The sequence below is a fragment of the Pseudoalteromonas sp. PB2-1 genome (assembly GCF_045040605.1).
Lineage (GTDB): Bacteria > Pseudomonadota > Gammaproteobacteria > Enterobacterales > Alteromonadaceae > Pseudoalteromonas > Pseudoalteromonas arabiensis.
The window spans coordinates 113,745-126,768 of record NZ_CP090668.1; the positions used below are offsets into that span (position 1 = coordinate 113,745).

The 13,024-nt window shown below is 38.9% G+C and carries 9 protein-coding genes; 8 read left to right on the forward strand and 1 reads right to left on the reverse strand.

The window, feature by feature from the left end; genetic code table 11:
* Nucleotides 1-88 precede the first annotated feature (88 nt).
* Nucleotides 89-2,050 carry a serine/threonine-protein kinase gene (locus L0Z67_RS17490; protein WP_062567667.1) on the reverse strand — a complete coding sequence of 654 codons (1,962 nt, stop codon included), beginning with the start codon at nt 2,048-2,050 and terminating at the stop codon, nt 89-91.
* A 267-nt stretch (nt 2,051-2,317) separates the two neighbouring features.
* Between L0Z67_RS17490 and tagH the strand changes: the two genes are divergently transcribed.
* The 8 genes from tagH (at nt 2,318) to tssA (ending at nt 13,014) form a co-directional block, all read left to right on the forward strand.
* The gene (tagH, locus tag L0Z67_RS17495; RefSeq protein ID WP_237115430.1) at nt 2,318-3,607 is read left to right on the forward strand and encodes a type VI secretion system-associated FHA domain protein TagH; all 1,290 of its coding nucleotides are present in this window, start codon (nt 2,318-2,320) and stop codon (nt 3,605-3,607) included.
* Nucleotides 3,608-3,624: 17 nt separating this feature from the next.
* On the forward strand, nt 3,625-4,080 hold the full coding sequence (gene tssJ, locus L0Z67_RS17500; protein WP_062567665.1) for a type VI secretion system lipoprotein TssJ: 456 nt from the start codon (nt 3,625-3,627) through the stop codon (nt 4,078-4,080).
* 15 nt (nt 4,081-4,095) lie between these two features.
* Nucleotides 4,096-5,424 carry a type VI secretion system baseplate subunit TssK gene (tssK, locus tag L0Z67_RS17505; protein ID WP_062567664.1) on the forward strand — a complete coding sequence of 443 codons (1,329 nt, stop codon included), beginning with the start codon at nt 4,096-4,098 and terminating at the stop codon, nt 5,422-5,424.
* 15 nt (nt 5,425-5,439) lie between these two features.
* The gene (gene tssL / locus L0Z67_RS17510; RefSeq protein WP_062567663.1) at nt 5,440-6,720 is read left to right on the forward strand and encodes a type VI secretion system protein TssL, long form; all 1,281 of its coding nucleotides are present in this window, start codon (nt 5,440-5,442) and stop codon (nt 6,718-6,720) included.
* 10 nt (nt 6,721-6,730) lie between these two features.
* On the forward strand, nt 6,731-10,231 hold the full coding sequence (tssM, locus tag L0Z67_RS17515) for a type VI secretion system membrane subunit TssM (RefSeq protein WP_062567662.1): 3,501 nt from the start codon (nt 6,731-6,733) through the stop codon (nt 10,229-10,231).
* Nucleotides 10,213-10,941, forward strand: coding sequence for a type VI secretion system-associated protein TagF (tagF, locus tag L0Z67_RS17520; protein WP_237115429.1), 729 nt, complete (start codon nt 10,213-10,215; stop codon nt 10,939-10,941). The genes tssM and tagF overlap by 19 nt, the downstream gene beginning before the upstream one ends.
* On the forward strand, nt 10,934-11,725 hold the full coding sequence (locus L0Z67_RS17525; RefSeq protein WP_062567660.1) for a Stp1/IreP family PP2C-type Ser/Thr phosphatase: 792 nt from the start codon (nt 10,934-10,936) through the stop codon (nt 11,723-11,725). The genes tagF and L0Z67_RS17525 overlap by 8 nt, the downstream gene beginning before the upstream one ends.
* A gap of 176 nt (nt 11,726-11,901) precedes the next feature.
* Nucleotides 11,902-13,014: a type VI secretion system protein TssA gene (tssA, locus tag L0Z67_RS17530; RefSeq protein WP_405128752.1), complete on the forward strand. Its 1,113-nt coding sequence runs from the start codon at nt 11,902-11,904 to the stop codon at nt 13,012-13,014.
* Nucleotides 13,015-13,024: the final 10 nt, after the last annotated feature.

Below are 13,024 nucleotides of genomic sequence, written 5' to 3' on the forward strand. Positions count from 1 at the left end.
CTAAAATTAAATGTAACAACAAGGAAAACCAGCACGTGAGATGTGCAAATTGAGTCTTCCTTGACGTTTGGCTAATTTATAAATAGCACTAAATTGTATTTTCTAAACTTTTTCTTATTACTTCACTTCGTTCGACTAATTTTTCCGCGGTTCTATACATTTTGCGCTTCATTAGTTGACTTGCCATAGAAATATACTTGCTCGCAATTTCATCTTTAATTAATAAAATAGGCTCAAATGTGTCTGGGAAAATCTCAGCTTGTTTAGAAAATGCTTCATCGAACTCCATTAGCTCTTTATAGTCTTCTATTTCAGCTAAACGAGTTTTGAAGCCTTCTAGTTTTTCATGATAAAAAATAAGCGCATCTTCAGAAGGGTAACTTGCTGATTGACCGTTGCTTACTTTATTGTTGTAGCTAATAAGTGCAGTCATTGCTGACTCTTTCTTCCTAAGTGCAATCAGCAGAGGTTGAAGATTGTCAGCATTTTTAAATGCGAGCTCACCAACATTTAACAGTGTTTTTTGCATTGCGAAGTCATCGTTTTCAATCGCATCCATTACCGCTAATTTATAAACATTCTCGTACTCTTCGCTTGGCTTATACTGGTAACTTTGGTCAATAATTGAAAGCTGCTTCATCAAGTTTTCAATACTGTTTTCGCCACCTTCATCATATCTAGCTTGGGCAAGCAGCACATCTAAGCGGTAGCTTAAATCTGAGATAATAGACTGTCTTTCTGTTAGTAGGCTATCAAGCTTGCTAGCTAATAATTGTGAATCTGGGTAATACACCCGTGCCTCATTATAAATGTCTATCGCTTTGTCATAGTCTTTTGTATTAAGTGACGTGCGAGCTAAGTTGTCGACTCGTTGCTCAAACCTACCAACTATTTTGTTTTGATGAACTTTTAAAAGACCTTCTTTTAAAACATTATATTGTGGAGGTATTTCATCTAATCGTTGAGGCAACTCATCGCCGCCCCAAGTCATCCATGCTTCTAGCTGTTCAACTTTAGCAACTGAGTTCTTGAAATTAGCATCCAATGTTGTTTGCTGCTCTTGAACCGAGTTGATGTAGAAAAAGCTACCCGCAATAATAATGAAATAACATGCAACATGCGCAAGTAAAGGAACTCTGCTGTTAGTTAGCTCATTATTAAGTTCAGTTAAAGCTTCAGCTCTTTTAGCTTCATCAAGCTGTAAGCATCTTTTTAATTTTGACCAGAGAAAGACTGAGCAGTTGCTTGGTTTTTTAACCGTGGTGTCTTTGCTAACCGTGTTAGCGGCTTTTCTGTTATAAGGATGTTTGCTGGTTAAAAGTTCGTACGCAATACAGCCCAAAGAGAAAATATCGTCTTTCTTGGTAGCTTCTTTACCATTTAGCTGTGCAGGACTTGCATAGGTCGGGGTATAACCAGTACTGGTTGGTTTGTCATCATTTAGGCTAGGTGCTGCATATAGATCTTCATGGCTATGTGTTTTTGCAATACCAAAATCTAAAATTTTTAGATTGCCTTGAGAATCAAACATGACGTTAGACGGTTTAAGATCATTGTGAATGATCCCTTTTGCATGTGCGTATGACAATGCATCAATAAGCTGTTTTAGAATAGGTTTGGCACGCTTTTGAGTGAGGCCATTAGGTTTATTTCTTTTTATAAGCTGTTCTAATGTTTCACCTTCAACCCACTCCATAACAACAAAGTGATGCGATTCATCTGAAGATGCAGAGAATACTTTTACAATATTTGGATGAGATAAAGAACGAGTTTTGACTGTTTCATCTTTTAGAAGCGAAATGGCTTCCTCAGAATCACACAGCTCCTCATGTAAAACTTTAATTGCTACAAAGTTATCTTGATGGGTGCTTGTTTCTAGGTGAATGTCGCGGGCACGATATATGTGGCCCATACCGCCTTCGCCTATTAACTCTTCAATTAGGTATCGCTGGGCTAACTTCTTACCAATAAGATGAAGTTTATTTGAATTGTGGCTTTTGCCTTTAGTTTCAATTGAAGCAATGCGTGTTTTATCGTTATCGGTCGTCATTTAAATTCCTTTTTTGAAATCAACATTCCTGTTTGATTGGTGTGTATTTTACAAAAAACAAAATAATAAGCAATCATTCAGCTAGTATAAATAAACAAGGAACTATGTTGTTTAACTATTTTTGAGTTATTTTTATTAGATAGAACGCCTATTGTTTAGTTTTATGAAATAATTAAATTGGTTTTTTGTATATTAGACAGCGTTGACTTTGGTTAACGAAGTATTTTATTCTATTAGAATGTTTAGATTTATGGGACTAACAATCAAATGGAAGTGGTTTTAAATGTTACCAGCTATCATAGACTTTCACCTGAGATTGAGGCTACAAAAACAGTAGAACAGGAATTAACTTTTGGCCGCTCTGATCAATGTGATTGGCATTTACCTGACCCTGAAAAGGTCATCTCTGGTCAACACGGTAAAGTTGTCAAAGAAGCAGATGGCTTCTACGTTTATGATTACTCTACGAATGGTTTATTTATTAACTATTCTGTTTCACCGCTGGGTAAGGAAAATAAACATTTGCTATCGGATGGTGATGTACTATCCATTGGTGATTTTCAAATTGAAGCTAAGTTGTCTAATCAGCTTCAAAAGCAAAGCTCACATCAATCTGCTGCTGCTTTTAGTCAGCCCAGTCCGTCAGTAGAGAACTATAACCAGAATAATGACATGGCGAATTCTTCGCTAAGCAATGAATTTGCTGGTGGCATGGACGAAGCGATGATAGCGCCTTCTTTCCAGCAACCGCAAGCACCTATTTCAGAGCCAGTTAACAGTAGCTCATTAAGCCAACCAATCCCTGAAGACTGGGATGAAATAGCGTTTATGGGTTCAAGTAACGAAGTAGTAAGTGAAAGTAGCCAACATTTGGCTAGTCCACCTGTTGCTGAACCGCCTGTGCAAGTTCAACAAAAGCCAGCTCAGCATAGCGCTACTCAACCTGCTAAAGCACCTAAACCGGTTACGGGCAATGGTGATTCGCCTTTAGTTGCTGCTTTTTTAGAAGGCTTGGGAGTGAATGATGAACTTGCGAATGAATTAAACGATGAACGTGTTTGGGCACAAATGGGCGAGAGCTTGAGACATTTTTTAGTCGGCTCTATGGATTTAATTCGCCAACGTTCTTTACTAAAAAATCAACTCAAGTTGAACCACACGACATTTCAGGTTGAACAAAATAACCCTTTGAAGTTCTCTGCCACGCTTGATGATGCTATTCAAAACTTATTTATTCGTAAAAGTTCAAGCTACTTACAGGCAAATAAAGCGGTTCAAGAGAGTTTTATCGACACCAAAGCCCATGAAAAAGGGCTGTTAGCAGGTGCCACCGGCGCGCTTTCTGGTGCATTAGAGCAATTATCTCCTGATGGCATCAAGCAGCAAGTGCGTAACAAAGAGAGTATTTTAAATTACTTACCAACTTATTCTGACTCATCGAGTTGGGATATATATCAAAAATTACACGCTGAAATTATTGAAGATGTTGAAACAAAAGGTGTATTAGCATTATCTGAAGAATTTTTGCGAGCGTACAATAATCACAGTAAAGCGTGATATAAGGGAATAAAAGCATGTTAAAGTCCAAACTTACTTTTGCTGGAGCTCTATTAGTTTTTTTAGTTGGCTGCTCAACGGTTAATAAATTTGTGCCACCGTCAACTGATCTAAATATTAATGTTGCCGCTGACGTTAACCCTGATATTTCAGGACGTCCTTCTCCTGTAGTTTTAAAAGTGTTTGAACTTAGTTCGCGAACTATTTTTGATACGCAAGACTTTTTCAGTCTTTACGATACACCAGAAGAAATTTTAGGACCAGATCTCCTAAAGAAAGATGAGTTAGAGTTACAGCCAGGATCTAAGCTTGAGTATAAAATGAGCTTAAATAGGAACACGCGATTCATTGGCGTTGTGTTGGCGTATAGAGATATTGAAAAAGCACGCTGGCGTTCAGTTATTGAAGTAGATCCAACAGGTTACGACGATATCGATGTGAATGTAGAGTCGCTAGCGACTTACATGAGATGATTAAAAGGAATTAAAATGAGTGATTACACGCGGGTCGCATGGACTGAGGGCATGTTTTTAAGGCCCCAACATTTCCAGCAAGCAGACAAGCATACCTTCAGCACGATTAGGAAAATTATAGAAGCGAATGTTGCTGACTCGTGGGGCGTTGTTGATATCGATATTGATACCGGTTTATTGGTAACAGGGCAGTTTGCTATTGACAGTCTAACGGCTGTTACCTCTGATTTGTGTCCAATTAACATGCCAAGTAATGAGCAGTTGCCTGCTCCGCTTGTTGTACCAAAAAATACCTACAATGAAATTGTATGTTTAGCTGTTCCAGCGTTGAAAAGCAGTGGTATAAATTTAGCGACTGAAGAAGATGAGCTAGTTACGCGATATCGAATTGCCGATTTATCGATTAGTGATGATAACTTAGGTTCTCAAGCGCAAGAAGTTATTCAGGTGGCACAGCTTCATAGCAAACTAATGTTAATGTCTGATGATACAGCAGGTTACGTAACATTGCCCGTTGCGCGTATTAGTGAAGTAACGAACGAGGGGGCGATTAAGCTTGACCCTAAATACGTTCCACCCTGCTTGCAAATTACTCATTGTAAACCGTTAATTGGTCTTGTAAGAGAGATTGGCAGTTTGATAAAACAGCGCGCTGAAAGTATCTCTGGAAGATTATGTCAAGGGTATGCTGGCAGTGCGTCTGTGGCTGACTTCATCATGCTTCAAACACTTAACAAATACGACGCTGTTTTTGAAAGCTTATTAAATCATTCTCACGTTCATCCAAGAGCATTTTACACGCGCTTAATTGAGATGGCTGGCGAACTTGCAACATTCAGTGCAGCCAATAAGCGTGTGCCCGTCTTACCTAAGTATGATCATGCAAATTTACAGTTCGTCTTTTCAGAGGTTGTAAGCTTCTTGTATCAATCTCTGAGTCAAGTTATTGAACAAACTGCAACCGAAATTAAGCTTGAACAAAGCAAGTTTGGTATTTCTTTTGGTGCCTTAAAAGATAAAAGTATTCTTGATTCGTCTCAGTTTGTGCTTGCAGTTAAAGCCAGCGTGCCGCATGAAGAATTACGTAAATTACTACCTTCACAAATTAAGATAGGTAGTGTGGAGACAATTCGTGACTTGGTTAATAACCAAATACCAGGGATATCGATTAACAGTCTGCCAACAGCACCGCGTCAGGTTCCATATCATGCGGGTTATCATTACTTTGAGCTTAACAAACAAAGTGAACACTGGAATAAGCTAAAATCAAGCGGTGGGATTGCAATTCACTTGTCCGGTAACTATCCGGATCTTAACTTGGTTTTATGGGCTATTAGAAGCTAACAGAGGGAAGTTTCAATGGATGAAACAATAATTAAACCACGTCCAGGCCGTTTGAGTCGAGGCATGGAGGATGCAAATACTTCAAAATCGCATTCAGATAAAACAGTCGTATCACTGAGTCAATCTGAAAGTGGAAGTGCGCCTTTAAATAATATTTCAATATTCAAAAATGGTTTACTTGAAGCCGCTAATGACTGCTTTTCTTTAGTGATTTTCATCAACCAATCTTCGGAAGTTGAAAATTTAGCGGCCTTGAAGCACCGAGCCATTGAGTCGATTAAACGTTTTGAAAGTACTTTGCGTGCCAAATCTATCGATTTGTCAGTGATAAATAATGCCCGCTATTGTTTGTGTGCTGCATTGGATGAAGCTGCGTTAAATGCTAAGTGGAGCTCACTGGAGTGGGCGGAAGAAAGCTTACTATCAACATTCCATAAAGAGACGTTTGGCGGAGAATACTTTTTCACTCTGCTAGATGATGCCTTGCTACACCCTGAAGCAAACAAAGAATTTTTAGAATTACAGTACCACTGTCTAAATTTAGGCTTTAAAGGTAAGTATCGGGTTGATACTGGCGGCGATAGTAAGATAGATGATTATCGAAATCGCGTATATCACATTTTAAATCAACTAGATGGACCTCAAAGTAAATACCTAACACCGTCTTGGAAGAGCCGTGTTGCAGCCGGTATGGAGTTAAGAAACCAGATCCCACTTTGGGTCGTTGTATCTGTTTTAACCCTACTCACATTGGCCGTGTATTTATTTTTTAATATGCGTTTAAATGAAAAAGTGGCAACGACTACGGATAATTTAAATTTAGTACACCCTATTTCATCTTCACAAACCGAAGACACTAAAAATACACAGCTTGATCTACTAACACAGTTAATGCACACCGAAATACAACGTGGTGTAGTTAGTATTGAGCGTCAATCGGATCGAATTAGAATTACCATTAATAACGAAAGCCTCTTTAATGTTGGTGAAGCGTCGTTACGTCCTTCATTCCAACCAATATTAGAAAAGCTTGCGCTGAGCCTTGAGGGCACAAAAGGTAAAATTTTAATAACAGGTCACACTGATGACAGTCCAATAAGTACCAACCAGTACCCCTCAAATTGGCACCTGTCATTAGCAAGAGCAACGCAAGTTGCAAACTCTATGGCCAAAAATACAGGCTTAATGGGTAGGTTATGGCCAGAAGGAAGAGGTTCTGCGGAGCCCTTGGTGAGTAATGCCGATTCAAATCAGAAAGCATTGAATCGCAGAATTGAAATCGACTTACTTTTTTAATGGAGTTGCAATGAGTTTTATTCAAAAGTGCAAGCGTGCTATGTACGCGCTTACCTCTCGTAAAGTTATGATTGTAATTGGCTTTATAGCGCTCTTCTTGTTGATCTGGTTTGGCGGTCCATTGATCTCTATTGCTGATTACACTCCTTTGGCAAGTGTTGCGGCACGCGCGATTCTGATACTTGCTATTTTATTAATTTATACCTTAACCAAGCTATTGCATCTAAGAAAGCAAAATAAACGCAACGAAAGCATGGCCGAAGAACTAATTGAGGTTGATGAAGGTGCTGGCGATGAAATCCAAGAGGAGATCAAAACATTAAAAGCACGTATGGTTGAGGCAATTGAATTACTTAAGAATGCTAAGTTATTCAACGGGCGAAACATCTACCAATTGCCTTGGTATATCATGATTGGCCCTCCTGGTGCTGGTAAAACAAATATCATCAATAACTCAGGTCTTGATTTTCCGTTAAAAGATAAGCTTGGCACTGATTTAGTGCATGGTGTGGGCGGAACGCGAAACTGTGACTGGTGGTTCACCAATAAAGCCGTGATTATTGACACTGCAGGGCGCTATACAACACAAAATAGTCATGCTCTACATGATGCGAAAGCATGGCAAGGATTTTTAGGCTTATTAAGAAAGTACCGCCCGAAAAGACCTATTAATGGTGTGGTGATTAGTATGGGCATCTCTGAATTAATGAACCAAACAAAAACAGAGAGAAACTTACACGCACGCGCCATTAAACAGCGCTTACAAGAGCTACAAAGTCAACTTGGAATGACATTCCCCGTGTATGTTATTTTATCAAAAGTTGACTTAATTGAAGGGTTTAGAGAGTTCTTTTGTGAACTCAGCGATGAAGAGTGTGAGCAAGTTTGGGGTGTTACTTTCGAGCTTGATGCTAACTCTGACAATCAAATGGATGCATTTAATAAAGAGTTTCACGCGCTTATCTCTAATTTAACAACATTACTTAATCGACGTTTGATCAATGAACATGATCTAACGAATAGATCGAAGATCTTTGAGTTTCCTAAACAGCTTCGTGTTTTACAAAATGTCGGTTATTCATTCTTAAAAGAAATTTTCACACCTAATGCATACGAGAGCCTGCCAATATTCCGCGGTGTTTATTTAACAAGTTCGACTCAAGAAGGCGTGCCTTCAAACCTGTTAAACGAGCAAAGTACGGTAAAGAAAGATTATATTAATCAGACAAGAAGCTTCTTTATTAAACGCTTATTAGAAAAAGTCATTTTTCCTGAGCAAAACTTAGCAAGCACTAACAAACACCATGAAAAGCAGAACAAGTGGCTACGTATATCTTGCTTAGCCGTAACGAGTGTTGTTTTATTAGGCTTGAGTATTTCTTGGTATGTGAGCTTTTCGTGGAACAATGAGCTTATCAGCAAAACCGATAATGCGCTCAGTGAGTATCAAGCTCTTGATCAAAATACGGTCGATAAAGCGAACTTAATTGTGCTAAATCAGCGCTTTAATATGCTTAAAAATTTCCCGGTTAATCAGTTAGAAGCCGATGATTTTGAAGCTTATGGCTTTAGCAAAGTAGAACCTCTCACGGAGGCTTCGCAAAAAGCATATATACGTTCATTAAAAACATACTTAGAGCCTTACTTATTAAATGCGCTGACCTCTGAGATGACAGAGCAGGCTGATTATTTAAGTTATCTCTACGAAACCTTACGTTGTTATTTAATGTTCTTTGAACCTGAGCATTACAATAATGAAGATGTGCTTGCTTGGTTTAGTGCATATTACGAGAGAAACTTACCAGGCGATGTTAATTTCCAAACACGTGCTGAATTATTTGAGCATACAAAAGCATTGTTAGAGCATGGTTTCTCTGAATCAGAAATTGATCATCAAGCTGTGCGATTAGCACGAGCGGAGCTAACTAAGTTACCTATTGCAGAGCGTGCTTATCAAAGGTTGCAAGCTGACTTTATCGACAGCAGCATTCCGCCTTTCAAATTAACTGACATTATCAGCTATGAAAGTGCGAAACAGTTTAGCTTCCAAAACTCAGACTCAATCATGAAAAGTATCCCAGGTCTTTATACTTATAATGGCTATCATGGCATCTTCAATGTTGAGAAAAGTAAGATGTTGGGTAACTTGATGGCAAGTAGCTGGGTGTATGGTGAAGAAGCGTCAGGGACCTATGATATTTCGAAAGCAGATATAGAGAAAAAGCTTGAACAGAAATATTTCCAAGATTACATCTATTATTGGCGCTCGTTTATTAATGAACTTTCGCTAAATGAGTTTAACTCACCTAATGAAGGCGTCAGAGTTACTGATGTGTTGGCGGGTCCAGAAACTCCAATAAAAAATATTATTACCACCGTACAAAAGAATGTGCGTTTAACTAAGCTACCTATTTCAGAAAATCAAAAGGCAGCCGGTAAGGTTGCGGCGAATGCCGCTGAAGTTGCAATGCATACTAAGGCTAATAGACTTAAGCGTTATTTGCCAAATGAAGCACCACAGTTTGATATAAAGCTTCCGGGTTATCAGGTTGAAGAAGCCTTTAGTGATATTTTAGAAATTGATGAGCAGCAACTTGAGCAAATTCAAGCAAGTTTAAGAGAGTTAAATATTTACTTAAATCAACTTGATAGAGGCGGGTTACTAAAATCATCTGTAAAAAATCAATTAAGTGGTAAGAGTAAGCCTGAGTTCCTTAGTCAATTAGAGTTCCAGAGTAAAGGGTTACCTTATCCTGCGAACAATTGGTTATTGAATATCAGTCAAGATACATCAAATATCACCAGAAGCAGTGCAAATCGTCATTTGAATGAAATATGGAAAAGTACTGTTTTACGTGAGTACAACGATGCAATTGTGGGTCGTTATCCGTTTGTTTCGACTTCATCTAAAGAGGTAAATCTTAAAGATTTCTCAGACTTTTTTGGTCCAGATGGCACAATCGATAGCTTTTTTAATACTTATATCGCACCAAGTGTCGACACCAGTAAGAGCCCTTGGCGATTCGAAAAGAATATCGGTGTAAGCAAGTCAGCATTAGAAATGTTTGAAAAAGCCGCCAAAATTCGCGAAGTATTTTTTGATGGTAACAGCAAAACACCGCGCATTGAGTTTGGTTTAAAACCATTAAAGTTAGATCAAACAGTTTCCAGTTTCATGCTTGAGATAGATGGTCAATCAATGATTTATCGTCATGGTCCACCTAAAGTTAAAAGCATCGTTTGGCCTGGTGATGTCGCTCAAAATAAAACGCGTATTGTGTTTACTCCACCATATGGAGGACGCACTATCAATGCCAGCTACGAGGGTGAATGGTCTTTGTATCGCATGTTAGATGACTTACAGGCGAAAAGAGCACAGACAGAAAAGGATTTACAGCTGCAATTTTCATTGCAAGGAAATAATGCGACAGTTGAGTTACTGCCAAAATCGATTAGACATCCATTCTGGAACGCAAGTATAGAGAGTTTTTCATGTCCGACCAGGCTTTAAAGTTAGGCTACTTGGGTAAGGTCCCTTTTCTAGGTGATTTTGTCCAAGATGGCATTTGTCAGCAATTTAGTGAGCATTGGGAACATTGGTTACAAGCTGCTATTGCTGTAAGCAAAGAGCAGCTCGGTTCACAGTGGCAGGAGCGATACTTGACCAGCCCTGTGTGGCATTTTGCATTATGTGAAAATGTCGTCACTGAGGATAGAAAAGTAGGCACATTACTGCCAAGTGTTGATGCCGTTGGCAGGCATTACCCGTTTACCGTCGTGATAGACACGCAGCAGTTACCAATGAAGGCTTTACATTCAAACTTGCTTTCATTGGAGTACGAGGATGCAGTGCTATCTGTTCTTGAAGAGAGCGTTGACTTAAGCGTGTGGCGTAAAAAAGTGCTGGGTACATTGCAAAATACGCCTGTGACTAAAAAACGTTTTAGTAAGCATACTTCACCAGATGAAAACAAATCAGCGATAGCTTTTGAGTTTCAAGGGGTTGAGCTTGGCGACGAATCATTAGAGGACGTTTTACATAGCTTACTCTCAAGTAAGTATGGCGATTACAGTGTTTGGTGGACACATGGTTCGATAAACATCAAACCAGTGGTATTTATTACTGCTGGATTACCGCCTGTTAATCAGGTTGCAGCAATGCTAGATGGCCGATGGCAGCATTGGGAGTGGAATTATACTCAGGTAAGAGAGCGTGAATAAAAATTATACAAGTTATGCGGTGTCTCATCGAGGTGCAGTAAGGCAGTTAAACGAAGATGCTTATGTTGAGCTAAATAAGTTTAATATTTGGGTTGTCGCTGATGGTATGGGCGGCCATGAGGCTGGTGATTTTGCAAGCCAAATGGTTGTTGATGTGATTAAAAATGAAGTAGAGTCATTACCTGCTTCTTCCATATCAACAGTCATCCTTATTAACGCGATAAAAAAAGCAAACCAAAAGTTGTTTGAGTACAGCACTGACTACCTATCGAATAAAACCGCAGGGAGCACGGTCACCGTTTTGCTGTTGAAGGATGACAAATACTATGTACTGTGGGTGGGGGATAGTCGCATTTATCTATACCGTAACGGTGGCTTATCACAAGTCTCTCGGGACCACAGTCAAGTCAATGACCTTATCGATGAAGGTGTTTTATCTGAAGCAGAAGCAAGGCATCACCCTCTAGCGAATGTGATAACGCGTGCTGTAGGTGTGCAAGACGAAGTTGATGTTGATTTTAAAGAAGGTGATTTGCGCAGCGAAGACATCTTTTTGCTCTGTTCGGATGGCTTAACTGGAGAACTGAACGACTCAGAGATAAGTCTGGCGTTAGAACCAAAAAATATTATTGATTCTGGCATGGCACTAATTCACTCTTCGCTTGTGCGTGGCGCAAAAGATAATGTGACATTTATTTTAGTGAAGAATGAAGGGGTTAACTCTTGTGCTAATCAAAAGTTAACGCTTGATGATTTGACTATCCCGATGTTGTCAAGAAAGTAAGTTTTGTTATTTTTATTAACTCCATCATAAATATGGTTTTATTATTTATTTTGGTTGTTATAATTGAAATTGTGTATTTATAAGAGCGATGTTCTCTTGTAATCTTAAATAAGAAATGTAATATACCATATCGTTTCTTTTTTAGGTGTAAAATGGAAGGTAATAAAGGCAATGGAATGTTCACACTTGAAGAATATATAGCCCCCATCTCAGAAGATCATTTTGCGGGTATTGAACCTCGCTCAGATGTGTCTCCAACATCAACGTATTATTCTCTGAAAGATTTAAGAAATCAGTTGCGTGCGGCTGAGCGCTTAGCGCTTGTTGATGATGAAGGAATTGCATCTATAGCACGTGATTGGTTGCCATTACTTGACCAATGTAGCAATGCGTTAAAAACCGAAAGTAAAGATATTGAATACTTAGCTTGGTTTATTGAAGCAATGTGTAGAGTGCACGGTTTCAAAGGCTTAGCCTTTGCTTTTCGTGCCGCGCATGAGCTTATCGAAAATCATTTCGACGAATTATACCCATTACTGGATGAAGACGACGAGATATCAGATAAAGTCTCTGCATTAATAGGTTTAAATGGTGTTGCCAGTGAAGGTGCGCTAATTATCCCTATTAAAAGTATTCCTCTGACAGAAAGCCATAACTATGAACCTTTTACTTTCTGGGAATATCAACAAGCTTATGACACCTCTAGGTTAAGTGATGAAAAACGTGAAAAGAAAATAGCGCAAGGTGCTATTGATTTTGATGTCATCGAAAAAGGCGCCCAAGAAACGCCCGTTGAGTATTTTGTTGATTTAAAGAATGGCATTGAAAATGCGCTGACAGAGTTTTTACAACTGAGTGCATCACTTGATAAAGCAACAAACCAATCACAGCCAACTTCTTATATTAAACAAGCGCTTGAACAATGTTTAAATGCTGTACTTCATCTTGGTGCAGATAAACTGTCTGCGCTTGAACAGCAAGTTTTAGAAGAACAACAAGATATTGCTGAGGAAGATGAGTCTCAAGAGTCGTCTTCAGTGAGCACTAGCAAAAGTGATAATGGTGCAATCACCAGCCGCGAAGGCGCAATTAAAAAATTACAAGAAATAGCTCTCTATTTTAGAAAGACAGAACCACATTCACCTATGTCTTATACCATTGAGCAAGTTATTCGATGGAGCGAATTGTCGTTACCAGAGCTATTAAATGAATTAATAACCGATAGTGATGCTAGGACTGGATACTTTAAGCTGTCTGGCATCAAAGTTAGCGAAACAGAAACCGAGTAAAAGGAGTTTT